At 39.8% G+C, this 23,619-nt stretch carries 23 protein-coding genes; 12 read left to right on the top strand and 11 right to left on the bottom strand.

What is annotated here, in order from left to right; genetic code table 11:
* Positions 1-822 (bottom strand): pyrroline-5-carboxylate reductase, encoded by an 822-nt coding sequence (gene proC, locus H4J63_RS12195; protein ID WP_182196819.1) that lies wholly within the window; start codon positions 820-822, stop codon positions 1-3.
* 17 nt (positions 823-839) lie between these two features.
* Positions 840-1,553, bottom strand: coding sequence for a YggS family pyridoxal phosphate-dependent enzyme (locus H4J63_RS12190; protein ID WP_182196817.1), 714 nt, complete (start codon positions 1,551-1,553; stop codon positions 840-842).
* A gap of 2 nt (positions 1,554-1,555) precedes the next feature.
* Between H4J63_RS12190 and H4J63_RS12185 the strand changes: the two genes are divergently transcribed.
* Both H4J63_RS12185 and H4J63_RS12180 read left to right on the top strand, forming a co-directional pair.
* On the top strand, positions 1,556-2,596 hold the full coding sequence (locus H4J63_RS12185; RefSeq protein WP_039488318.1) for a type IV pilus twitching motility protein PilT: 1,041 nt from the start codon (positions 1,556-1,558) through the stop codon (positions 2,594-2,596).
* A gap of 9 nt (positions 2,597-2,605) precedes the next feature.
* Positions 2,606-3,742, top strand: coding sequence for a PilT/PilU family type 4a pilus ATPase (locus H4J63_RS12180; protein WP_024596219.1), 1,137 nt, complete (start codon positions 2,606-2,608; stop codon positions 3,740-3,742).
* Between the two features lie 74 nt (positions 3,743-3,816).
* Here the strand turns inward: H4J63_RS12180 and ruvX are convergent, their stop codons facing one another.
* The 6 genes from ruvX to H4J63_RS12150 all read right to left on the bottom strand — a co-directional run bounded on the left by ruvX (position 3,817) and on the right by H4J63_RS12150 (position 8,244).
* A complete protein-coding gene (ruvX, locus tag H4J63_RS12175) occupies positions 3,817-4,266 on the bottom strand; it encodes a Holliday junction resolvase RuvX (protein WP_002961947.1) in 450 nt (149 codons plus the stop codon).
* Positions 4,267-4,303: 37 nt separating this feature from the next.
* Positions 4,304-4,861: a YqgE/AlgH family protein gene (locus H4J63_RS12170; RefSeq protein WP_002961948.1), complete on the bottom strand. Its 558-nt coding sequence runs from the start codon at positions 4,859-4,861 to the stop codon at positions 4,304-4,306.
* A 115-nt stretch (positions 4,862-4,976) separates the two neighbouring features.
* Entirely contained in the window at positions 4,977-5,927 is a 951-nt protein-coding gene (gshB, locus tag H4J63_RS12165) for a glutathione synthase (protein WP_182196814.1), read from the bottom strand.
* Between the two features lie 54 nt (positions 5,928-5,981).
* Positions 5,982-6,716, bottom strand: a complete 735-nt coding sequence (gene rsmE, locus H4J63_RS12160; RefSeq protein ID WP_002961950.1) for a 16S rRNA (uracil(1498)-N(3))-methyltransferase — start codon at positions 6,714-6,716, stop codon at positions 5,982-5,984.
* A 68-nt stretch (positions 6,717-6,784) separates the two neighbouring features.
* Positions 6,785-7,285 carry a hypothetical protein gene (locus tag H4J63_RS12155; protein WP_082007357.1) on the bottom strand — a complete coding sequence of 167 codons (501 nt, stop codon included), beginning with the start codon at positions 7,283-7,285 and terminating at the stop codon, positions 6,785-6,787.
* 65 nt (positions 7,286-7,350) lie between these two features.
* Positions 7,351-8,244 carry a hypothetical protein gene (locus H4J63_RS12150; protein ID WP_182196812.1) on the bottom strand — a complete coding sequence of 298 codons (894 nt, stop codon included), beginning with the start codon at positions 8,242-8,244 and terminating at the stop codon, positions 7,351-7,353.
* Between the two features lie 77 nt (positions 8,245-8,321).
* Here H4J63_RS12150 and glnE point away from each other — a divergent pair, with 77 nt between their 5' ends.
* A complete protein-coding gene (gene glnE, locus H4J63_RS12145) occupies positions 8,322-11,117 on the top strand; it encodes a bifunctional [glutamate--ammonia ligase]-adenylyl-L-tyrosine phosphorylase/[glutamate--ammonia-ligase] adenylyltransferase (protein ID WP_182196788.1) in 2,796 nt (931 codons plus the stop codon).
* Between the two features lie 68 nt (positions 11,118-11,185).
* Here glnE and H4J63_RS12140 read toward each other — a convergent pair whose 3' ends face one another.
* From H4J63_RS12140 to tolC, 3 genes are all read right to left on the bottom strand, one after another.
* On the bottom strand, positions 11,186-11,758 hold the full coding sequence (locus H4J63_RS12140; RefSeq protein WP_182196785.1) for a toxin co-regulated pilus biosynthesis Q family protein: 573 nt from the start codon (positions 11,756-11,758) through the stop codon (positions 11,186-11,188).
* 41 nt (positions 11,759-11,799) lie between these two features.
* Positions 11,800-12,729 carry an LpxL/LpxP family Kdo(2)-lipid IV(A) lauroyl/palmitoleoyl acyltransferase gene (lpxL, locus tag H4J63_RS12135; RefSeq protein ID WP_024605070.1) on the bottom strand — a complete coding sequence of 310 codons (930 nt, stop codon included), beginning with the start codon at positions 12,727-12,729 and terminating at the stop codon, positions 11,800-11,802.
* A gap of 111 nt (positions 12,730-12,840) precedes the next feature.
* On the bottom strand, positions 12,841-14,196 hold the full coding sequence (gene tolC / locus H4J63_RS12130; RefSeq protein WP_024605069.1) for an outer membrane channel protein TolC: 1,356 nt from the start codon (positions 14,194-14,196) through the stop codon (positions 12,841-12,843).
* 151 nt (positions 14,197-14,347) lie between these two features.
* Here tolC and H4J63_RS12125 point away from each other — a divergent pair, with 151 nt between their 5' ends.
* From H4J63_RS12125 to rraB, 9 genes are all read left to right on the top strand, one after another.
* Entirely contained in the window at positions 14,348-14,974 is a 627-nt protein-coding gene (locus H4J63_RS12125) for an NUDIX domain-containing protein (RefSeq protein ID WP_024596229.1), read from the top strand.
* Between the two features lie 26 nt (positions 14,975-15,000).
* A complete protein-coding gene (locus tag H4J63_RS12120) occupies positions 15,001-15,459 on the top strand; it encodes a DUF1249 domain-containing protein (RefSeq protein ID WP_024596230.1) in 459 nt (152 codons plus the stop codon).
* Complete coding sequence (locus tag H4J63_RS12115; RefSeq protein ID WP_182196783.1) at positions 15,446-16,231, top strand: metallophosphoesterase; 786 nt, start codon at positions 15,446-15,448, stop codon at positions 16,229-16,231. Before H4J63_RS12120 ends, H4J63_RS12115 begins: the two co-directional genes overlap by 14 nt.
* Positions 16,216-16,776: a YqiA/YcfP family alpha/beta fold hydrolase gene (locus H4J63_RS12110; protein ID WP_024598881.1), complete on the top strand. Its 561-nt coding sequence runs from the start codon at positions 16,216-16,218 to the stop codon at positions 16,774-16,776. The genes H4J63_RS12115 and H4J63_RS12110 overlap by 16 nt, the downstream gene beginning before the upstream one ends.
* A 108-nt stretch (positions 16,777-16,884) precedes the next feature.
* Positions 16,885-18,774: a DNA topoisomerase IV subunit B gene (parE, locus tag H4J63_RS12105; RefSeq protein WP_024596231.1), complete on the top strand. Its 1,890-nt coding sequence runs from the start codon at positions 16,885-16,887 to the stop codon at positions 18,772-18,774.
* 29 nt (positions 18,775-18,803) lie between these two features.
* Positions 18,804-19,898: a sorbosone dehydrogenase family protein gene (locus tag H4J63_RS12100; RefSeq protein ID WP_182196780.1), complete on the top strand. Its 1,095-nt coding sequence runs from the start codon at positions 18,804-18,806 to the stop codon at positions 19,896-19,898.
* A gap of 10 nt (positions 19,899-19,908) precedes the next feature.
* Positions 19,909-22,203: a DNA topoisomerase IV subunit A gene (gene parC / locus H4J63_RS12095; RefSeq protein ID WP_182196778.1), complete on the top strand. Its 2,295-nt coding sequence runs from the start codon at positions 19,909-19,911 to the stop codon at positions 22,201-22,203.
* 185 nt (positions 22,204-22,388) lie between these two features.
* Positions 22,389-23,102: a 1-acylglycerol-3-phosphate O-acyltransferase gene (locus H4J63_RS12090; RefSeq protein ID WP_024596234.1), complete on the top strand. Its 714-nt coding sequence runs from the start codon at positions 22,389-22,391 to the stop codon at positions 23,100-23,102.
* Entirely contained in the window at positions 23,102-23,437 is a 336-nt protein-coding gene (rraB, locus tag H4J63_RS12085; RefSeq protein ID WP_007376503.1) for a ribonuclease E inhibitor RraB, read from the top strand. The genes H4J63_RS12090 and rraB overlap by 1 nt, the downstream gene beginning before the upstream one ends.
* Positions 23,438-23,619: the final 182 nt, after the last annotated feature.

The raw sequence follows: 23,619 nt of genomic DNA, 5'->3' as shown, positions 1-23,619 counted from the left end.
TTAAAGTTCTTTTTCCATTTGCTCTGCGCGTGCAATACACGCATCCATTGCATCGCCAACGGTTTTAGTTAAGCCTTCATCTTTTAAGTGCTCAACAGCTGCGTGAGTAGTACCGCCTTTAGATGTTACGTTTGAACGTAGTTGCGAAATACTAATATCAGGCTGACTAAGTGCCATTTCGGCAGCGCCGAGTGCTGTTTGTTGCACTAAACGTCGAGCATCTTCATCGTTAAAGCCCAGCGCTTTAGCTTTTTCTTCTATGGCTTCCATAAATAAGAAAAAGTAAGCTGGCGATGAGCCAGTCACAGCAATAATATCGTTAATTTGCGACTCTTGCTCAACCCATACAGCGATGCCAGTACATTCAAAAACTTGCTGTACAAATTCGTGTTCGCTTTGTGTTTCGCCCGCACCATATAAACCTGATACACCACGCCCTAATAAAGACGGTGTGTTTGGCATACAACGTACCATTTTAACGTCTTGGCCTAGCATTTCACGCAAACGTTTTACAGTTAAGCCCGCAGCAACAGAAATAAACAGTTTATCGCTAAAGTCTACGCCTGACTCTTGAAACGATTTACATAAATCGCCCATCATTTGTGGTTTAACAGACAAAACAATTACATCAGCATCGCGCAGGGCTTCGTTATTGTCACTGGTGGTTTGCACCTTGAAATCAAATGCTACCTTTTCAAGCTTTTCTTGGTTGCGGTTAGTCGCAATTATGTTACTTGCGTTAAAGCCGTTTTTTACCATGCCACCAATAATGGCGTAGCTCATATTACCTGTGCCTATAAATGCGATTTTTTTATCTGACATAAGTCTGTTATCACCTTTTAAGTTCGTGTTCCAAAAATGTCTGTGCCGATCCTTACCATGGTTGAGCCTGCGCTAATGGCAGCTTCAACATCGTTACTCATACCCATCGACAAAGTATCTACTTGAGGATATTGGGTCTTTAGTTTATCAAAGCAAGTTTGTAATTGCTCAAAAGATTGAATTTGCGTATCCAGTTTGTCGCTTTTAGCGGGAATTGCCATTAAACCTCGAAGTGTTAAGTGCTCACATTGGTTAATAAAATTGGCAAGTTCATCTATTTCATCACGGCGGCAACCTGACTTTGCTTCCTCATTACTTATATTTACTTGAATAAGTATATTAAGAGGTGGTTTATCGTCTGGGCGCTGGGAATCTAATCGCTTTGCTATTTTTATGCGATCAACACTTTGCACCCAATCAAAGTTAGCAGCTACTAATGCACTTTTATTTGATTGAATAGGGCCAATGAAATGCCAAATGATGTCGCTATATGACTGTAGTTGAGCTATTTTATCTATAGCCTCTTGAACATAAGATTCACCAAATTCGCGCTGACCATGCTCATAAGCTGCAATAATATCTTCGCTTGGTTTAGTTTTAGACACTGCTAGTAGAGTAACTTCGTTAGTGTTTCGCTGTGTGTTTTTTGCCGCGTCTGCAATTCTAGCGTAGGCGGATGTGAGTCGTTCTGCTATTGTAACCATATATTTATCAGTTAGTTGTGGAGTCATAAATGGATATTACCGAATTATTAGCGTTTAGTGTGCAACACAAAGCATCCGATTTACATTTATCGTCGGGTGTTTCACCTATGATACGCGTAGACGGTGATGTTCGCCGCATTAATATACCAGCCCTTGCAGACAAAGACGTAAACAGTCTGGTTTACGATATTATGAACGATAATCAACGCAAGGACTACGAACAAAACCTCGAAGTGGATTTTTCGTTTGAAGTGCCTAATTTAGCACGTTTTCGTGTGAATGCGTTTAACTCTAATCGCGGGCCTGCTGCGGTATTTCGTACCATACCAAGTGAAGTGTTAACGCTTGATGATTTAGGTGCGCCAGATATTTTTAAAACAATCTCTGATACCCCACGTGGACTCGTGTTAGTAACAGGGCCAACGGGTTCTGGTAAATCAACAACACTTGCCGCTATGGTCGATTATATAAATCAAAATAAACATCACCATATTCTAACAATAGAAGATCCAATCGAGTTTGTTCACGATAATAAATTAAGTTTAATTAACCAACGTGAAGTTCACCGCGATACACATAGCTTTTCAAACGCGCTACGTAGTGCATTGCGTGAAGACCCTGATGTAATACTTGTGGGTGAGTTACGTGATTTAGAAACAATTCGTCTTGCAATGACTGCTGCCGAAACGGGTCACTTAGTGTTTGGTACGCTGCATACTACTTCTGCACCAAAAACTATTGACCGTATTATTGATGTATTCCCAGGTGAAGAAAAAGCTATGGTGCGCTCAATGTTATCTGAATCTTTACGTGCGGTAATTTCACAAACACTGCTTAAAAAAATTGGTGGTGGGCGAGTTGCAGCACACGAAATTATGATTGCAGTCCCTGCTATTCGTAACTTAATTCGTGAAGATAAAATTGCACAAATGTATTCGTCTATTCAAACCGGTGCGTCTGTGGGCATGCAAACAATGGATCAGTGTTTAACTAATTTAGTTAATCACGGTATTGTTACAAATGCGGCAGCGAAAGAAAAAGCGCAAGACAAAACACAATTTGGTGGGTAAGAAATTATTATGGCTTTATCTTTAAACGACTTTTTACTCATAATGATTGAGAAAAAGGGTTCTGACCTATTTGTATCGAGTCAGTTACCTGTAAGTGCAAAAATAAACGGTGAACTAACAGCTCTCAGTGACGATAGACTGACTGATGAGCAATCGCTTGAGTTAGTAGAATCTGCAATGAGCGAAAAGCAAAAAGCAGAATTTCATACAACGAAAGAATGTAACTTTGCGATTGCTACCGACGAAGGGCGTTTTCGTATTTCTGCTTTTTGGCAGCGCGATAGAGCAGGTATGGTTATTCGCCGTATTGTGACGCAAATTCCTGATGTGAGTGATTTAGGTCTGCCGTCTACGCTGACAGATGTAATTATGTCTAAACGCGGTCTTGTCTTGTTTGTAGGTGGTACAGGCACGGGTAAATCGACCTCACTAGCTGCACTTATTGGTTATCGAAACCGTAATCAACGAGGTCATATACTGACCATTGAAGATCCGATTGAGTTTGTTCATGAGCATCGTAAAAGTATTATTACTCAGCGCGAAGTAGGGCTTGATACAGAAAGCTTTGAGTCGGCACTTAAAAGCTCATTACGCCAAGCTCCAGATGTTATTTTGATTGGTGAAATTCGATCGCAAGAAACCATGGAATACGCCCTAAGCTTTGCTGAAACCGGGCACCTGTGTGTTGCAACACTACATGCTAATAATGCGAACCAAGCGATTGACCGTATTATGCATTTAGTACCAAAAGAAAAACACGATAAGCTTAAGTACGACTTAGCACTTAACTTACGTGCCATTGTTGCTCAGCAATTAGTGCCGACTGCTGATGGTGAAAGCCGTGTTGCAGCTATTGAAATATTGCTTAACTCACCAATGGTCGCTGAACTGATTAAAAATGGTGATATTGGCGGAATTAAAGAGGCAATGGCTAAGTCGAAAGAAATGGGCATGCAAACCTTTGACCAAGCGTTATTTGAGTTGTACAGACAGCAGCGAATTAACTACGCTGATGCACTGCACCATGCTGACTCGCCAAATGATTTACGCTTAATGATAAAACTGCGCAATAACGAACAACAAGGTGCGGGCTTTTTACAGGGCGTTACTATTGATGGCCTTGATGATAAAAATAGCGATCAATAATTTAAAAGTAATTAATAAAAAAGCGCCAATTGGCGCTTTTTTTATTTGTATAAAGGGTTGTTTATATAGCCAGTTTATTCACCGTAACTAGATTCAAAAAAGCTTTCTAAAATAATAACCGCAGACATATTATCTACGTTACCTTTACCTAAGTTTTTATAGCCGCCACTTTCAAAAAGTCGCGCTTTAGCATCCGCTGTCGTTAAGCGCTCATCCTGTGTTTGCACAGGAATGCCATAATGATTATGCAATCTGTTGGCAAACTTTTTTGCTTTAAAGGTAACCTCTTGTGATGTTCCATCCATATTTAGTGGTAAACCAACAACCATTAAGTCAGGCTGCCACTCGGCTACTTGTACGGCGATATGGTCCCAGTTAGGAATGCCATCTTGTGCTTTTACAGCCTTAAGGCTAGACGCACTGCCGGTTAACTCTTGCCCAATAGCAATACCAATACTTTTGGTGCCAAAGTCAAAGCCCATTACAGTGCGTTCGCCTTGCGGCTTAAGCGATTTTTTTGTCATGTGTATCTTGTTTAAGTTTGCTAAGGGTTAGTTACTATTATGCGTGACCAGCTTCAGGGCTGAGTTGGCTAATATCAAAGCCCAACATTGAAACTGCTTTTTCCCATCGTTTTTCAACGGGGGTATCAAAAATGATCTTCGGATCGGCTTCTATGATCAACCAGCTGTTATCAAGTAACTCTTGTTCGAGTTGTCCTTGCTCCCACCCTGAATAACCAAGTGTAATAATAAACTGCTCTGGTGCTTGTGCAGTGGTTAAGTTTGCTAGAACGTCTTTTGAGGTAGTGATCATAATATCGCTACTGAGTTTTTGACTTGCTGAATAACCCGATTGGGGAGAGTGCAGTACAAAACCACGGTCAGTTTTAACGGGTCCACCTGCAAACACACTTACTTTTGCTGCGTTTTGCGTTTTGTCGTTATCAATTTCTATTTTATCTAAAAGTTCGCCAACAGTAACATCAATAGGTTGGTTTATTACCAAGCCCATAGCCCCATCTTCATTGTGCTCACAAATATAGGTAACAGCACGTTTAAAAAAAGGGTCTTGCATTGACGGCATCGCGATTAAAAAATGATTTTCTAATGACTGCATAGATTTCACCCTTTTTAGTTAATGAACTTTGAGTATGGCATAGTTATTTAAATTGACATAAAAAGCCCATTAATTGCATGAAAGGCTTAAACTAATGGGCTTTTTATTGTGGTAATTACTTACCTAATTTACGCTCAATTGCATCAAATAAAATACCTGTGATAGAAATATCATAAGCAGCTTCAATTTCGCGTACGCACGTTGGTGCAGTTACGTTAATTTCAGTTAATTTATCGCCAATAATATCTAAACCTACAAATATTAAGCCTTTTTCTTTAAGCGTTGGCGCAACTGCTTGCGCAATTTTTAAATCAGATTCACTAAGTGGGCGCGCTTCGCCTCGACCGCCAACAGCTAAATTACCGCGTGTCTCACCATTTTGTGGAATACGCGCTAAACAATACGGAATAACCTCGCCATCAATAACCAATACGCGCTTGTCGCCTTGTTTGATCTCTGGGATGTAATTTTGCACCATAGCAAAGCGGCTACCGTGCTCGGTTAGCGTTTCACAAATTACACCAATGTTGGCATCGTCTTCTCTAAGGCGGAAGATAGATGCGCCACCCATGCCATCAAGCGGCTTTAAAATAATGTCTTTATGCTGTGCTAAAAATTCACGAATTTGTTTTTGGCTACGTGTAACAAGTGTGTCTGGCGTATGCTCGCTAAACCATGCTGTAAACAGCTTTTCGTTAGCATCGCGAAGGCTTTGTGGCTTGTTAATTATTAACGTACCTTCTTGTTCAGCACGCTCTAAAATATACGTCGCGTAAATGTATTCAGTATCAAAAGGAGGGTCTTTACGCATTAAAATTACGTCAAGATCGGCAAGGGCTATAGTGGCTTTTTCTTCAAGCTCATACCATTTTTCTGCATTATTAAACACTTGCGCTTTAGACGCTGTAGCGTACGACTTGCCTTTACGAAGAGATAAATCGTCCATCTCCATATAATAAATTTCGTAGCCACGTTCTTGCGCTTGCATCATCATTGCAAAACCGGTGTCTTTTTTGATGTTAAATCCACTAATAGGATCTGAAATAATACCTAACTTAATTGCCATGCGCTGTGCCTTACTATAAATGTTACTGTTTATATGAGGGTGCTTTTAGTTATTTCAATTAGCTAAATCGCCAAATTGAAGTTGTAATGCACTTAAGACCGTTAAAGCGGCTGTTTCCGTTCTTAAAACGCGCGGGCCTAAGCGAATATCTACAAACTCTAGTTGTTTGGTTAGTGCCATTTCATCGTCGGTAAAGCCACCTTCGGGGCCTACTAAAAAGCGTACGCCATCTTTAGGTACCGTAATAGTTTTAATGCTGTGCTCAGCACGAGGGTGAAGAGTGAGCTTAATTGCATCGGTTTGTTGTGCAAGCCATTGTTTTAAATCTATAGGTGGGTGAATAATTGGCACAAAATTACGCCCTGACTGCTCAGCCGCAGCAATTGCAATTTTTTGCCATTGTTGGTGTTTTTTCTCAAGACGATCGCCCATTAGTTTCACACCACAGCGTTGACTAAAAATAGGGGTGATTTCGGTAATACCTAGTTCAACTGACTTTTGAATTGTAAAATCCATTTTATCACCACGGGATACACACTGACCTAAATGAATTTTAAGTGGAGATTCTACATCGTGAGGGTTAAGTTCTAATGGCATTACGACGACTGTTTTTTTTGTTACCTCAATTATTTCACTAAGGTATTCGCCACCTTCGCCATTAAAAATAGATACATGCTCGCCTACTTTCATGCGCAGCACTCTGCCAATATGCCCTGCAGCATCGTCATCTAAAGTTACAGGGGTGTTTAGGGCAATACTCGATGTTTGATAAATATGAGGAACTCGCATAGGGCGTCACTTACTACATAGCGTAAAATATATATTGCTATGGTAAGTAAGCTGGGGGCTGTGCGCAATTATTTATTTTTATTAAGTTGTTCGGCGAGATCTATTAAATCTTGTGGGGTGTGTGCTATATCGTGATGATTTTGCGAAGGTTCCGTTAACGTCTCGTCGGTAACCCGGCTTAGTGTATAGCCTGTATCATCAAGATTTATTAAAAAGCGTTCTTCATGTAAGGAGTTATAAATAAAGCGCTGCTTATCACTTGCGAGTAAATAATCGGTGCTATTGAAAAGGACTCCGTGTAAATCGTGATGATCTTTTAAATAATTAATTAACTCAGAAACGCTTATTTCGTTTTCAAGATCGCAATAACTATAGTCTTTAATAAGCTCGTCAAACATCATTTTTACTAATTGGCGGGTATTACTCCCTGCAGCAATAAGTGTACTCGCTTTTGTTATGCCATTACTATTTACATAGTATTCGGCAAATGCGCGGCTAAATTCGTTGTCTATGTCAATTAACAAATAGTTCGTTATTTCAGGCGGCATAGAGCTAGGACCTTGTTGCATCTAAGTAATTACCATTATTACTTAAATGCAGACGTTTTAATTGCTGTATTTTCAGTAAAAAAGGTCTAAAGAGAAAACATACTAATAAGTAAATAACCAATAGCACAAAAAACAGCAAATTCTATGCATGCTACCCCAATATTATCTTGATGGTCTATTTCAAGAGCCGTATCAATATTTGGTAAAGAGATAACTTTTATCACATACGTTAAGCCGTAAAGTAGTATCCACATTACACCGCAATGCATTACAAGTGTAAATATGTTTTCAACCATTTTACCGTTTTGAAATGCTGCGCTAGATAAACCAGCGTACACAGATAATGCTAAACCGATTGATTTTCCAGCATATCTTATACCTATAGAGGTGTTTTCTAAGTTGAAGTTACTTTGTAGCGAAGCGCCTTGGTTTGCTTTGGCAAAACGATATTCTCGTATTTTACTATCAAGTGCAAACATCCCCTGAAGTGTAAAAAAGCTAACGCAAGCAATAAGTAAGTTGCTAAACCCTTGCGTGTGCGTCCACGTGTACAAGCCCAGAGCAATAATACAGTTAGCGATTAACATTCCTGAGTCTACCAATGCAGCACATACATTTTGTTTTAGTATGGCAGCTTCTTCATTAAATCTGTGGAGTATCCATTTTCTGTGAATTAAATGGCCCACTTTTATAAAAGTGAATAAGAGAACAATAATAATTAACACTTTTAACGGGTTTGACTGTGCAGTGCTTACGCTTATTTCGTCAAATAAAAAGGCTATAGTGGCTATAACAACCGATATTTCAGATGCAAAACTAATACCCATGGCAAAGTTGTCGTGTTGCGCTAACTCATCTTTAAGCGCTTGTTTTGCTTTGATTTGAGTGACAACTCGTAAACAAAAAATAGTTATGCAAATAACCGCAAAACTAATGGCAATCGCAATAAAACTAGTGTTAGATAAAGACAAATATGACATGGTGATCCTAATTAAGTTAACCTTTCTAGGTTTTAATCATTCTAGTACGGTTATTGATGATATAAAAGAGAGGATTGATGAGTAACGTAAAGCAACTTCCTATTCAATTACAAAAACTTGGCTTGATGCGCTTTGAACAGTTATACCCGCAGCAAAGTAAACAAAGTGAAGTTGTAAGGTTATTAGCATTAAGCGACTTTGCTTGGCGCAGTTTAGAGTCACAACCTGATTTAAATACCTGGCTATTATGCAAAGACGAAATACAAAATAGAGTAATAGATTCTCCTTTTAAAAACCTGAATTTAGCTGACCTTGATGAAGCACAGTGCCATAAAGTACTTCGTCAATATCGTGAAAAGTACTGGCTTAAAGTCGCCTTTTTAGATTTATGCTGTAATAACCCCATTGCCGATAGTATTAATTATATAAGCCAACTGGCTGACATGCTAATTAATAGCGCCAACCAATGGGCGCATGCACAGGTGGCAAAAGTAAATGGTGAACCGCTTGATGAGCAAAACCAAGCAATGCCGCTAATGGTATTGGGGATGGGGAAGCTTGGCGGACAGGAGCTAAATTATTCCTCTGATATTGATCTTATTTTTGCGTATCCGCGCAGCACAAAAACCCAAGGTGGCCGCAGAAGCCTTGAGGCCCAAGTGTTTTATACCAAAGTTGCACAAAAACTGATTGCAGCACTTAACCAAGCCACCGGTGATGGGCAAGTATTTAGAGTTGATATGCGCCTACGCCCGTTTGGCGAAAGCGGCCCTTTGGTTATGAGCTTTAATGCCATTGAAGATTACTACCAAGAACAAGGGCGCGACTGGGAACGCTACGCCATGTTAAAAGGGCGCTTAATTGGCACTCCTAATAAGTATTGGGATGAATTTATTAAGCTTTTAAAGCCGTTTGTTTACCGCCGGTATATTGATTTTTCGGTGATTGAATCCTTGCGTAAAATGAAGTTAATGATTGCACAAGAGGTTCGCCGTAAACGCTTAACTAATAATATAAAACTAGGCGCTGGTGGTATTCGTGAAGTTGAATTTATAGTGCAAGCCCTGCAAATGGTAAGAGGTGGGCGAGAGGCTAATTTACAAACCCAATCTTTACTCAAAGCATTAAATGAGTTGGCACTTAACCAAGTTATAGATGAGCAAGAAGCAAGCGAGCTGAGGCGCAATTACCTTTATTTACGTAAAGTTGAGCAGTACCTTCAAATATTTGACGATCAGCAAACGCAAACACTCCCTGATGATGAATTGAATCAGCAGCGCTTAAATTTATTATTAGAACAAGCTGATTTTTCTGCCACTTTAAACACTATAGAAAAGGTGATGAAACAAGTTAACGGTGAGTTTGCACTTGTGATTGGCGAGGAAACCGTGCCACTTGATACCTGTGAAGGCGCATTTATTAGTGCTTGGGATCATGGTGATGTGAGCTTTTTAAAAGAGGCCAGAGATGAATGGCAAGCACCCCTTAACGATTTTAAATTAAGGCTGTCTAAGGTAAATATAGGTAACCGAGGGCGTGACACTCTTGATAAGTTAATGCCTGTTTTACTAAATCAATTAAATGACTTTAATGCCGGTGAAGCAGCTTTCACAATGGTTTGCCAAATTTTTAATAAGATAATTTCGCGTACTGCCTATTTAGAATTGCTTTACGAAAACCAAGGTGCATTAAAGCAACTTGTTTTACTGTGTTGTCATAGCAAATGGATAGGGGAGCATATTTCTCGCTACCCCATATTACTTGATGAACTAATAGACCCCGCAGTTCTTTATAAGCCGACCCCGCTCACAGCGTATAAAGATGAAATAAGACAGTATTTTTTACGAATAGAGCATGACGATTTAGAACTGCAAATGGAGTCGCTTAGGCAATTTAAGCAAACTCATCAATTACGAATTGCTGCCGCCGATGCAACCGGTGTTCTTGACGTAATGAAAGTAAGCGATCATTTAACCGTACTGGCAGAGGTGATTGTTGACCAAGCCGTTAATATTGCATGGCATAACACTGTTAAGCGTTTTGGTATGCCACCTGGCACTGATGATGAAAACAAAGGCTTTGCTGTTATTGCATATGGTAAAACGGGCGGCTTGGAAGTGGGGTATGACTCAGATTTAGATTTGGTGTTTGTGCATAATCATGATGGCTCAAGCCAAACCAATGGTGAAAAACCGATAGATTCTCGCCAGTTTTATTTAAAACTCGCTCAGCGCTTAATGCATTTATTTAATACTCGTACTGCATCGGGGATTTTGTATGAGCTTGATACGCGATTACGCCCTGAAGGTGCATCAGGTTTACTGGCTATCAATCTAGAGAGCTTTAATCACTATCAGCAAACTCAAGCATGGACGTGGGAACATCAAGCACTTGTGCGGGCACGGTTGATTTTGGGGCAAAACGATCTCATAGATCGTTTTTCACAAATTCGTAAAAATATACTTTGCCAACAGCGCGATCATACAGTCTTAAAAGCAGATGTAATAAAAATGCGCGAAAAAATGCGCGACCATTTAGCGAAAGGAAATACTGAGCAATTTGATTTAAAACAAGATGTTGGTGGTATGGCTGATATTGAGTTTATTACGCAATATTTAGTACTTAAACACGCAAACGAGTTTGAACAGCTTACAGTTTACTCAGATAACGTAAGGATATTAACGGATGCGGCAAATATAGGTTGTATTACTAAAGAGCAAAAGCAGCAGTTGATAAAAGCGTATATTGATTATCGCTCGTGTTATCACGTGTTGAGCTTGGAGCAAAAAGGCAAATTGATCCCGCGAGAAACGTTTTTACAAGATATTACTAACGTAACTAATATTTGGAATAGTATTTTTGAATTGAATTGAATTGAATTGAATTGAATTGAAAACCCAAGCGCTTGCTTGGGTCTATGTACGTGTAAACCCTTAAACCCTTAAACCTTTAGTTTTAAACAGTTTGTACGTACAAATTCTGATGGTAACTCGGTAATAACCGCTGCTCTTTGTTTATAGCAAAAGTAAGTATAAACCTCATGCTCAAAATCATCATTTATAGCGCGTCCAATTTGGTACAGTGCTGAAGTAAAGTTACTGTCTACTCTAAAATGATCTTTAACTACGTAATCTTTACTTAAGTACCAGTAAAGCTCAATCCCCTCGTTTTTAGCATATTGATTAAGTACATCTTTAAGAGTTGTGCCATTTTCAAAGCGCCTAGGTTCAACCTCTCCAGTCCAATTTGTAGGCATTGGATCTACTGTTCGCGCACGTTCAGCCAATACTCTATCCAAGGTTTGTTCTGGTGTTTTAAGTTTTAAAACAAATTGATCTCGTTCTTTATTACTTTTTACTTGGTTACGAATGGAGGAGTAAAAGCGTGATAATCCTTCGGCGGCTGCATTTTTAGATTTTTTAATATCAAATACAGAACCATCACCCACTAAAAAGTATACGGCGAGTGCTATTAGCACGGCTGCAAATGATATATGTCTAATCCAAAACCACATGATTATTACCCACCTTATTTGTTCCTATTATTGTTATACCATTACTTTTTGTAAAAAGAAGGCGTATTTTTATCCGGTCGAGTTTTAAAGCGACGGTGCAGCCACATGTATTGCTCTGGAGCTGCATTTATACATAGCTCTACGCGTTGATTAACCCGTGTTACATCAGCCTTGTCATCACCACTTGGGAAGTTTTCAAGCTCAGGTACTACCTCTAAATGGTACTTACCATTTTCGTCACGGCGCGAGATTAAACTCATAGTTTCGCAGTTTTTACTGCCAGCAAACATAAGAGTACCTGTTGTCGTTGCAGTGTCGGGAACTGCGTAAAATGGGACAAATTCACAGCGGTTACGGCCGTAATCTTGATCGGGTAAGTAATAGCATACTTTTTTATTTTTTAATGATTTAAGCAAACCTTTTACATCTTTTCGGCCAATTAAGTATTCGTTAGAACGAAGACGGCCATTAGTTGTAAAGTATTCCATTAGTGCGTTGTTGTGAGGGCGATAAAAGCCTAAGCCTTGGCATTTCAATCCCATCACACGACTAGCCATTTCAAGATGCAAGATATGGGGGACAAGTAATAAAATACCTTTACCAGATGCTTGTACACGCTCAAAGTGTTCTAGACCTTTGATTGAACCATATACACTTTCAACTCGCCACTGCGGCCACCACCAGGCCATACCAGTCTCAACCATAGCAATGCCGGTATTTTCCATATTTTTTAGTACAAGATCTTTTTGATCTGCTGCGCTCATATCAGGAAAACATAATTTAATGTTAACTTCTGCAATATGGCGACGGCGTTTCATAAATTTATGAACTAAGCGACCAAGCTGTTTTCCCATCGCCAACTGTAGTTTTTGTGGCAACCAAGAAATCAAATATAAAAATAAAACGCCAACCCACGTTAACCAGTATCGAGGGCCTAAAAAAGATGCTTTAAAAGGAGAAGAAGTGACCACAAAAATCTCTCTGAGAATAAAAACGATAGTTTAACGCTAAGCGCTGTGAAATACAAAAAGCCAGCTAAATGCTGGCTTTGAATAAATTTATATTATGTTTAGCTGTAAAAGTTAAGCTGATTTTAAACCTTGGTTTATAGCAACTAAATCTTCACTTGTTAGTGTACCCGCTGCTTGTTTTAAGCGAAGGGTAGATAACACATAACGGTAACGCACATCAGCAAGGTTACGTTTTGCATCGTATAAATTTTGCGTACTCACGAGTACGTCAACAATGGTACGAGTACCTACTTCAAAACCAGCTTCAGTTGCTTTAAGGGCACTTTGAGCTGAAACAACCGCTTGCTCTAGCGCTTTATAAGTCGCAATATCTGAAACAACTTGATTATAAGATGTAATTACTGTGCGAGTGACTGCGCGGTAATTTGTTTCATAATCTTGGCTCGCTGATACGTAAAACGCACGGGCTTGGTTTGTTGCAGCAACTGTTGCACCACCTGAATACAAAGGCACGCTAAAGTTAAGCCCAACAGAGCTTGAGTCTGAACGTGGTTGATCATCAAAATTAGCGCCATTTATTTGAGTGTCTGTAAGAGAGTCACCATAATTTGCACTTAGAGTTAGTTTTGGATAATGGCCTGCTTTTGCTAATTCAATTTGATCTTTTGCAATATCAACCGTTACTTTAGACACCTGCAGGTTGATATTTTTATCTTCAGCTACTTTAACAAAGTCGCTTGAGCGCTTAGTTGGTTTAGTTGTTGAGAAAGTATCTGTATTTAAAAAATCTAATTTTTCGTGGTATTTACCTGTAATCTCACGAAGCTGCTCGCGTGCTGTTTCTACAGCATTACCTGCAATAATTTCTTGAGCTACCGAGTTATCAAACTGAGCTTGCGCTTCGTGTACGTCTGTAATTGCTGTTAAGCCTACCGCATAACGTTGTTTTGTTTGCTCAAGCTGACGTTCAATTGCACGTTTTTCAGCTTCAACAAATTCAAGGTTATCGCTGGCACTTAATACGTTAAAATAACCCTCAGCAACGCGTACAATTAAGTTTTGTTTAGCTGCATCGTATAGGCCGCTTGCTTGAAGTGCTTGCTTGTCGGCAATATCTAACGTATTCCAGGCACCTAAATCAAATAATGTTTGGCTTAAACTTACACCACGAGAGAATTGGTCTGTGTCACTTTCAACTTTCACTTGGTTAGATAAGTCGCCAACGCTTTGGTACGACGTTGCATCGCTTTTTGTATAACCCATGGTTAAACCAATTTGAGGTAGTAGTGCACTCATCGCCAAATCGCTTTGGTAAGACTGTGCATCAGCTTGGGCTTTGGCTTTTAAAACAGTAGGATCGTTAGCTGTCGCTATTTCAAAAACTTGTAGTAAATCTTCAGCTTTCACTGCTGTTGCACCTAGTGCGCATGATAAACTAACTAGCGCCGCAAGAATGTTCTTTTTCATGTGGGGTTCGGTCCTTAGACAATTTTTGTACTAAAAGCATGTTAACCTGTTTTACTGCATAACAAAAAAAATAATTAGTAAAACAGTATGTTCAAGTGTAACAGAATATATTAACGCATTTTAAAACTTTAGATAAGTAGGAAGTAAGTACATGGTTGATAAAAAGCTCGTTCAATTTACACATAAAGATGTGGATTTAAAGCCAATTAAAAACCTTTATAAAGGTTTTTTTCAGGTTGATTTATACCAGTTTGAACATGCTCTTTTCGCAGGTGGAAAATCTAAAGTAATTAGCCGCGAAATATTAGAACGTGGCGATGCCATTGCAGTACTGCCTTACGACCCAATATCAGATACTGTTCTTTTGATTGAGCAAATACGTATTGGCGCTATTAAAAGTAAGCATTCGCCGTGGCTACTAGAATGTATAGCCGGAATGACAGACGGCAGTACGGATTACGAATCTGTTGTAAAAAAAGAAGCGTATGAAGAAGCAGGGCTTGAATTAACCGAGCTTGAATTTATGCTCTCATACCTATCAAGCCCAGGTGGAACAACTGAGCGCTTACACTTATATTTAGCACGTGCTGATTTAAGCCAAGTAGAATCAGGTGTATATGGTCTTGAAACTGAAGGAGAGGATATAAAAACTCATATTTTATCGGTTGATGATGCGCTAATGCGCCTCAATAACGGTGAAATAGATAATGCGGCAACGGTTATTTGTATGCAGTGGCTTGCGCTAAATCGCGAAAAAATGGCAAGTAAATGGGCATAAACTCTTACTAATATTATGGCGGAACTTTGACAGCACAATTAGCAACAAATCGATATATTCAAAACCTCCCAAAGTATTTAACACTTTGTGAGCATAACTATGTGCGACTATTAAAGTTGTTACCGAGCGAGCGCAATATAGGAAGCATTCGTGAAGTAAAACTTGGCAACAGTGAATTTGCTACAAAAATTGATGGCAGCGCAAAATACACTATGGATATTTCAATTAAGCAGCTAACAGGAATGGTTAAAGGGATAGCGCCGCTGTATTTAACGGCTCGCTTGTATCATGATGCGAAAGTAGCTGAAATAATTCATCACGATTATCATCAACGCATAAAACCATCGTACGGATACCCCAATCCTAAAATGCATCAAAAAGATGAAAAGTATCAACTTAATGCTTTTTTATACGACTGGTTAGTGGCCTGTGTAGAGCACGGGCAAGCAACATTAAATTGGGATGTAAATAATGGCTTGGTTTGATGATACATATACATTTGATAAATCATCTTTGTGCATTGCGCATATTACCGACAGCCATTTATTTGCAGATAAAAATGGTGAATATTTTAATGCAAATACTGCAGCTCATTTTGAACAAGCTTTGGCACACATCGCTGAGCAGCCAGTAGATTGCGTAATTTTTGGTGGTGATTTAACACAAGACCATAGTTTCGAATCGTACTTATTATTTAGTGAACTTATAAATGCCAGTGACATCACTTGCCCTGTATTTTGGGTACCAGGTAATCATGATGAACTAGTAATGCTTAATCGCATAAGTGGCGGAAAAATAAATTCGGCTAAACATATTATTGCTAACGGGGTTGAGCTGCTTCTTATTAATTCTAAAGGGCCTACACCCGCAGGATGGGTTACTGGCGCGCATTTAGATGAAATAACTGATACTTTAGTCAACTCGAATAATAGTAAAGTTATCTTTTGCCATCATAATCCGCTGCCAATAAATGGCTATCTTGATAAGCACTTATTAGAAAATGGTCCACAGCTTTTAAATATTTTAGTTAATAGTAATAATGTATCTGCGCTTTTTCATGGTCATGTACATAATGATTACCAGCAAAGCTTTAGAGGGTTGCCCATATACGCGACCCCAGCCAGCTCAATACAGTTTGTAAAGCACACTTCACAGTGGGAGCAAAAAAATGCGGGCCCAGCTTACAGAATTATCAATATAAACAGTAAAAAAGATAAAGTAGAAGTAAAAACGGAAGTGGTATGGCTAAACGCGTAATTTATATTCATGGCTTTAATAGTTCACAAAAATCATATAAAGCTGTGCGCTTTGGTGAGCTTATGGCAAACTATGACGTTGATTATTGTGTACCGAGCTTAAACCACGAGCCCCTACAAGCTATAATTGAGCTTGAGCAATTACTAACGCCAAATACCGTTTTATTAGGTAGCTCGTTAGGTGGTTTTTTTGCCACGTATTTATCGCAGCGTTATCAAATTCCTGCAGTGGTCATTAATCCCGCGGTCGCACCCTATAATTTATTACAGTCGTTACTTGGGCCTAATTATAATCCGTATCAAGATTATCATTACGACTTAAATAACAGTCATATTGAGGCACTTAAATTACTCGCTGTAGATAAATTAGCACACCCTGAGTTACTGTACTTATTACAGCAAACAGGCGATGAAGTGTTGAATTTTCAACACGCGGTAAAATATTATTCACAATGTAAGCAATTGATAGAATTTGGTGGCGATCATAGCTACGTTGAATTTGAACGCACCTTTGCAAGTATTGTAGATTTTCTTAAAATCACGTAAAACTAGTTAACCTGAACAAAGGTTAGTTACTATATTAACGCTTTAGCGCATATAACAATAAAACTAGTAAAACGTATTAGAGCCTTAGCGGATATAAAGACAAAAACTATGAGTGATCAAAATTATAACGCCGAAGCCATTGAAGTACTTAATGGATTAGATCCGGTAAAAAGACGCCCAGGGATGTACACCGATACCGTACGCCCAAATCATTTAGGTCAAGAGGTTATCGACAACAGTGTCGATGAAGCTATGGCTGGCCATGCTACCCGTATCGACGTAATACTCCACGAAGACAATTCGCTTGAAGTAAGCGATGATGGGCGCGGTATGCCTATTGATATTCACCCAGAAGAAGGTATCCCTGGGGTTGAATTGATCTTCACTAAGCTACACGCCGGTGGTAAGTTTTCCAACAAAAACTATCAGTTTTCGGGCGGTTTACACGGCGTAGGTATTTCGGTAGTAAATGCGTTATCTACGCGTGTAGAAGTAACAGTAAGACGCGATGCTCAACAATACAGAATGGCATTTGAAAGCGGCGATAAAGTAGAAGACTTAAATGTAATTGGTACAGTGGGTAAACGTAACACCGGCACTACGGTTCGTTTTTGGGCGGATGTTAGCTACTTTGATTCACCAAACTACTCAATTACCAAACTTAATCATTTATTAAAAGCCAAAGCAGTTTTGTGTCCAGGACTGCGAATTAAGTTTGTTAATAAGCAAACAAAAGAAACCCAAGAATGGTTTTACGAAACAGGCTTAAAAGATTATTTAGTTGAAGCAATTAAAGGTTTTGAAACATTACCGCAAGACCCATTTGTAGGCGAGTTTAAAAGTTCAATTGAAGGCGCTGACTGGGCTGTTGTATGGCTACCAGAAGGTGGTGAATCAATAGCTGAAAGCTACGTAAACCTTATTCCTACCGCGCAAGGCGGTACGCATGTAAATGGTTTACGCCAAGGCTTGCTTGAAGCAATGCGTGAATTTTGTGAGTTTAGAAACTTACTCCCTCGTGGTGTGAAATTAACTCCTGATGACATTTGGGATCGTTGTAGTTACGTGTTGTCGGTTAAAATGCAAGACCCTCAATTTGCCGGTCAAACAAAAGAAAAACTATCATCACGCTCATGTTCTGCGTTTGTATCGGGGGTTGTAAAAGATTCGTTTAGTTTATGGCTAAATGAGCATACAGATACCGCAGAATTATTAGCTGAGTTATGTATTTCAAATGCGCAAACTCGCTTGCGTGCAGCTAAAAAAGTAGTGCGTAAACGTGTTACTGCCGGTCCTGCCTTACCGGGTAAACTAACAGATTGTAGCGCGGCCGATAACGACCGTACCGAATTATTTTTAGTGGAAGGTGATTCTGCTGGTGGCTCTGCTAAACAAGCGCGAGACCGTGAATTTCAGGCAATTATGCCGCTACGTGGTAAAATTTTAAATACGTGGGAAGTTGAGTCAGGCCAAATACTCGCATCACAAGAAGTGCACGATATTTCAGTGGCATTGGGTATTGATCCCGAGTCAACGGATATGTCGGGACTGCGCTACAATAAAATTTGTATATTGGCCGATGCTGACTCGGATGGACTACACATCGCGACGTTATTATGTGCACTGTTTGTTCGTCATTTTCCAGAGTTAGTAAAAACAGGGCATGTATATGTAGCAATGCCGCCATTATTTAGAATTGATATTGGTAAAGAAGTTTATTACGCACTTGATGAAGAAGAAAAAACCGCTATTTTGGCGCGCATAGAAGCCGAGAAAAAACGCGGAAAAGTAAACGTACAACGATTCAAAGGTCTGGGTGAAATGAATCCGTTACAGCTTCGTGAAACCACGATGGATCCTAATACGCGACGCTTAGTGCAGCTTACGCTTGATGAAGAAGTAGAAACCATGGAAATGATGGATATGCTACTTGCTAAAAAACGATCGCCTGATCGTCGTCAATGGTTAGAAGATCATGGCAATAAGGCGCTCGTTTAATTGCTTGTGCCTAACACTAGGAGAGAAAAATGAAAAAATTACTAGGAAGTTTGCTGTTACTTGGGCTGACTAGCGCTCCTGCAATAGCTAAAAATATACTCGATAAGCTCACCGTAGCACCGGGATTTGAAATTAGCTTATTTGCAAATGATGTAGAAAATGCACGTCAAATAGCCGTTTCAAAAAAAGGGATTGTGTATGTAGGTTCTCGTAAAGCGGGCAACGTATATGCACTTATTGATCATAATAGCGATGGTGTAGCAGATAAAAAAATTGTTGTGGCTAAAGGCCTTAATATGCCCTCTGGCATAGCAATTAAAGATGGCGATTTATATGTAGGCGAAGTACATCGTATTATTCGCTTTAAAAACATTGATACCCAATTAAAAGACCCAAAGTTTGATGTGGTCTATAACAAGCTACCGAGCGAGCGTCATCATGGTTGGAAATTTCTGCGTTTTGCACCAACGGGTGAGCTAATCATTCCGGTGGGTGTACCGTGTAATATTTGTGCTGAAGATGAACGTTTTGGCCGTATTTTTGCGCTTAATGTAGAAACAAAACAAATAAAAACAATAGCCAAGGGCGTGAGAAATACAGTGGGTTTTGATTTTCATCCAGCTACTCAAGCACTATGGTTTAGTGATAACGGTCGCGACATGATGGGCGATGATATTCCGCCTGATGAGTTAAATCGTGCAACGCAAGAAGGGGAGCATTTTGGTTTTCCGTATGTTCATGCTGGCGCAATTATTGACCCTGAGTTTGGTGAAGGTAAAAACATTGCCGATTATACGTCACCAGCACTTGCACTCCCTGCGCATGTAGCGCCATTAGGTATTCATTTTTATAACGGTAAGCAATTTCCAGCAAGCTATAAGCAACAATTATTTGTTGCTGAACATGGCTCATGGAACCGTTCTAAAAAGTCAGGTTATAAAGTAGGGCTAGCAACAATTGAAGTAGGTCGCGTAACTAAATATACGCCATTTATTACTGGCTTTATGAAAGACGAAACAACATTTGGACGCCCTGTTGCATTTGCAGAATTAGGTGACGGCAGTCTGTTAGTAAGCGATGATTACGCCAACGTAATCTACCGTGTAAGCTATAAGAAAAACTAGGTAAGCTTTAATGAGTGATACAGATACCTTGCTAATGCAAGGAATTGAGCAACAAACAATGGGGCGCTTTACCGAAGACGCCTATTTAAATTATTCCATGTACGTAATTATGGACCGTGCTTTGCCGCATGTAGGTGATGGCTTAAAACCAGTACAGCGTCGTATTATTTATGCGATGAGCGAACTGGGTTTATCTGCTAATGCCAAGTACAAAAAATCAGCCCGTACAGTGGGTGACGTACTCGGTAAGTACCATCCACACGGCGATAGTGCATGTTACGAAGCGATGGTATTAATGGCGCAGCCGTTTTCTTACCGCTACCCTTTGGTAGATGGACAAGGAAACTGGGGTGCGGCAGATGACCCTAAATCGTTTGCAGCAATGCGTTATACCGAAGCGCGTTTATCTAAGTTTTCAGAAGTACTGCTTAAAGAGCTTGGTCAAGGCACCGTCGACTGGACACCAAACTTTGATGGCACAATGGATGAACCTGTTGTACTGCCTTCTCGTTTACCGCATATTTTACTCAACGGTATAACGGGTATTGCCGTAGGTATGGCAACTGATATTCCGCCACATAACGTACGTGAAGTGGCTAGCGCATGTTGTTTATTACTTGATAAACCAAAAACAGAGCTTGAAGAATTACTTGAGCTTGTACATGCACCAGATTACCCAACAGATGCTGAAATAATTACCCCAAAAGCCGATATTCATAAAATATATAAAACCGGTCGTGGGTCTATCAAAATGCGTGCGGTTTACACCGAAGAGCATGGCGATATTGTCATTACAGCACTGCCGCATCAATGTTCTGGTGGTAAAGTGCTTGAGCAAATTGCAGCGCAAATGAACGCTAAAAAATTACCAATGATTGCCGATTTACGTGACGAGTCAGATCACGAAAATCCGACACGCATTGTAATTATCCCGCGCTCAAACCGCATTAAAGCTGAGCCATTAATGGCTCATTTATTTGCAACTACCGACCTTGAAAAAAACTACCGCGTAAACTTAAACATGTTAGGCCTAGATGGTCGCCCGCAAGTTAAAGACTTACGCTGTATTTTAAGTGAGTGGCTAACATTTAGACGCGAAACAGTGCGTCGTCGTTTACAGTATCGTTTAGATAAAGTATTAGCGCGCCTACATATTTTAGAGGGTTTATTAGCCGCCTTTTTAAATATTGATGAAGTAATTGAAATCATCCGCAGCGAAGATAAACCAAAGCCTGTATTAATGGAGCGCTTTGATTTAACCGATACGCAAGCAGAAGCAATTTTAGAATTAAAACTTCGTCATTTAGCAAAACTTGAAGAGTTTAAAATTCGTGGTGAGCAAGATGAACTAGCCAAAGAGCGTGATAAATTAGCGCAAATTTTGGGTTCTGAGCGTCGTATGTCGACACTGCTTAAAAAAGAAATTCAAGAAGCCGCTGAAATGTATGGTGACGATCGCCGCTCACCAGTGATTGAGCGCTCAGAAGCAAAAGCACTTAACGAAAAAGATTTAATTCCATCAGAGTCAGTTACTGTTGTGCTATCAGACAAAGGCTGGGCACGCGTTGGTAAAGGTCATGACTTAGATGTACAAGGCTTAAATTATCGCTCAGGTGATGGCTTTAGAGCCTCGGCTCGTGGTAAGAGTAATCAACCTGCAGTATTTTTAGATTCAGCAGGGCGGGCGTTTGCAACCGATGCGCACAGTCTACCTTCGGCGCGTAGCCAAGGGGAGCCAATGACAGGTCGCTTTAACTTAACACCAGGTGCTAATTTTGAGCACGTGGTAATGAGTGAAGACGAGCAAGTATTGCTTATGGCGTCAGATGCAGGTTACGGCTTTATTACCGACTTTAAAGACTTAGTTAGTAAAAATAAAAATGGTAAAGCGTTGGTAAGTGTCCCTAAGGGTGGAATATTACTTTCGCCTATTAGAGTGAACGATGTTGCTAGCGATTACTGTATGGCTATTTCTAACGAAGGCCGAATGCTTTTATTCCCGCTACGTGACTTACCAAAATTAGGTAAGGGTAAAGGTAATAAAATCATTTCTATACCGGGTGCTAAAGTACAAGCCCGTGAAGAGTTTGTAAAAGTGCTTGCTGTTGTGCCACTAGGAAGCAGTGTTACGCTTCATGCTGGTAAGCGTAAACTAACACTTAAACCAAGTGATTTAGAGCATTATCATGGTGAGCGAGGGCGTAGGGGTAATAAACTACCACGTGGCTTACAGCGTGTTGACGAAGTAGTTGTTGAGTTAACACCTCAAGATGATGAACCAAAAGAAGTTGTTAGCGAAGAGTAGCGAATGACTTCTTTTGTACAAATAAAAACGGTCTGCATTTGCAGGCCGTTTTTGTTTTAAAACCATTTTAAAGCAATATTAAAACAAGCAGCTTAAATATTTCAGCGTACACTTGTGCGCTATTGACTCGTTTGTGTCACAAAATAACGCTATAATAATCATAATTGATTTTTGGAGAAGCCCATTTGCTAGCTGTCATACGCGTTTTTATTATGCTGCTGTTTATATTATTCAGTTGTATTTTTGGTTTGTTACTTTCGATTGTAAGACCATTTCATCCTAATAATGTACATATAATAGCGGGTTGGTTTGGCTCAATGGCTAAAATGATTGGCGTTAAGTTAGTTTTAACACGTCATAAAGATGCCGTTGATCCAGGTCCTGCGGTTTATGTTGCTAATCATCAAAATAGCTACGACTTATTTACAGTGCCAGCAATGGTGCCAAAAAATTGCGTAAGTTTAGGTAAAAAAAGCTTAAAGTGGATTCCGTTTTTTGGTCAGCTTTACTGGTTGTCGGGTAATATATTAATAGACAGATCTAATCGCTCCAAAGCGGCGGGAACTATTTCAAAAGCAGCCGAAAAAATTAAGAAGAATGGCTTATCTGTATGGATGTTTCCTGAAGGTACACGAAGTTACGGAAGAGGTTTATTGCCGTTTAAAACTGGCGCGTTTCACACCGCAATGAGCGCAGATGTACCCATGATTCCAGTATGTATGAATACAACACATAAAACCATTAAGCTAAATCGTTGGGATAATGGTACAATTCACATCGAAATGTTAGCGCCTATATCGCTTGATAAAAACACTAGCGCGCGTGAGCATGCTAAAAGCGTGCATAGCATTATGGCTGCTAAAATAACTGAATTAGATGCTCAAGTGAGAGATAAATAATGGAAAACTGGCGTGAAATAAGTGAAGACATCGTAAGTTCACTACTTGAAGATGGATCAGATCCTGAAATACTTTATGAAGTAGAACACCATTTTGTATGTGAAGACTTCCCTAAGCTAGAGCAAGCAGCATTGGCTGCTTTTAAACTAGGCTACGATGTTGAAGAGCCAGCAGAGCTTGAGCTTGAAGACGGCAGCAAAATTTGGAGCTTCGACATAGTAGTAGAAGCTGAGCTAGACGTAGACGTAATTATGGAAGACGTTGATAAGCTAGCGCAACTAGCCGTAGAATGCGAAGTTGAGTACGACGGTTGGGGCACTTACTTTCAAGAGTAATGCAGCTAACTAGAGTCTAGATTTATTAATTTGAAAGCGAGTATTGTAAAAGTACTCGCTTTTTTGTTTGCCCAGCGAAGCTGGCAAACCCGATAGGCTGAAAGATGCCTTATTACCCTGACTAAGGGGAAGATAATCTGAATGGCAAGGGCGTCACTGGCCAACGGTGGGGTCTGAAGGAA

Source organism: Pseudoalteromonas sp. 5Ae-yellow (genome assembly GCF_014077565.1).
In the GTDB taxonomy this organism is placed as follows: Bacteria; Pseudomonadota; Gammaproteobacteria; order Enterobacterales; family Alteromonadaceae; genus Pseudoalteromonas.
This window is presented reverse-complemented; position numbering and strand designations above follow the sequence as displayed.

Excerpts from the sequence above, each read along its gene's own strand:
- proC (WP_182196819.1), bottom strand. The coding sequence starts at position 822 with ATGTCAGATAAAAAAATCGCATTTATAGGCACAGGTAATATGAGCTAC.
- H4J63_RS12190 (WP_182196817.1), bottom strand. The coding sequence starts at position 1,553 with ATGACTCCACAACTAACTGATAAATATATGGTTACAATAGCAGAACGA.
- H4J63_RS12185 (WP_039488318.1), top strand. The coding sequence starts at position 1,556 with ATGGATATTACCGAATTATTAGCGTTTAGTGTGCAACACAAAGCATCC.
- H4J63_RS12180 (WP_024596219.1), top strand. The coding sequence starts at position 2,606 with ATGGCTTTATCTTTAAACGACTTTTTACTCATAATGATTGAGAAAAAG.
- ruvX (WP_002961947.1), bottom strand. The coding sequence starts at position 4,266 with ATGACAAAAAAATCGCTTAAGCCGCAAGGCGAACGCACTGTAATGGGC.
- H4J63_RS12170 (WP_002961948.1), bottom strand. The coding sequence starts at position 4,861 with ATGCAGTCATTAGAAAATCATTTTTTAATCGCGATGCCGTCAATGCAA.
- gshB (WP_182196814.1), bottom strand. The coding sequence starts at position 5,927 with ATGGCAATTAAGTTAGGTATTATTTCAGATCCTATTAGTGGATTTAAC.
- rsmE (WP_002961950.1), bottom strand. The coding sequence starts at position 6,716 with ATGCGAGTTCCTCATATTTATCAAACATCGAGTATTGCCCTAAACACC.
- H4J63_RS12155 (WP_082007357.1), bottom strand. The coding sequence starts at position 7,285 with ATGCAACAAGGTCCTAGCTCTATGCCGCCTGAAATAACGAACTATTTG.
- H4J63_RS12150 (WP_182196812.1), bottom strand. The coding sequence starts at position 8,244 with ATGTCATATTTGTCTTTATCTAACACTAGTTTTATTGCGATTGCCATT.
- glnE (WP_182196788.1), top strand. The coding sequence starts at position 8,322 with ATGAGTAACGTAAAGCAACTTCCTATTCAATTACAAAAACTTGGCTTG.
- H4J63_RS12140 (WP_182196785.1), bottom strand. The coding sequence starts at position 11,758 with ATGTGGTTTTGGATTAGACATATATCATTTGCAGCCGTGCTAATAGCA.
- tolC (WP_024605069.1), bottom strand. The coding sequence starts at position 14,196 with ATGAAAAAGAACATTCTTGCGGCGCTAGTTAGTTTATCATGCGCACTA.
- H4J63_RS12125 (WP_024596229.1), top strand. The coding sequence starts at position 14,348 with ATGGTTGATAAAAAGCTCGTTCAATTTACACATAAAGATGTGGATTTA.
- H4J63_RS12115 (WP_182196783.1), top strand. The coding sequence starts at position 15,446 with ATGGCTTGGTTTGATGATACATATACATTTGATAAATCATCTTTGTGC.
- H4J63_RS12110 (WP_024598881.1), top strand. The coding sequence starts at position 16,216 with ATGGCTAAACGCGTAATTTATATTCATGGCTTTAATAGTTCACAAAAA.
- parE (WP_024596231.1), top strand. The coding sequence starts at position 16,885 with ATGAGTGATCAAAATTATAACGCCGAAGCCATTGAAGTACTTAATGGA.
- H4J63_RS12100 (WP_182196780.1), top strand. The coding sequence starts at position 18,804 with ATGAAAAAATTACTAGGAAGTTTGCTGTTACTTGGGCTGACTAGCGCT.
- parC (WP_182196778.1), top strand. The coding sequence starts at position 19,909 with ATGAGTGATACAGATACCTTGCTAATGCAAGGAATTGAGCAACAAACA.
- rraB (WP_007376503.1), top strand. The coding sequence starts at position 23,102 with ATGGAAAACTGGCGTGAAATAAGTGAAGACATCGTAAGTTCACTACTT.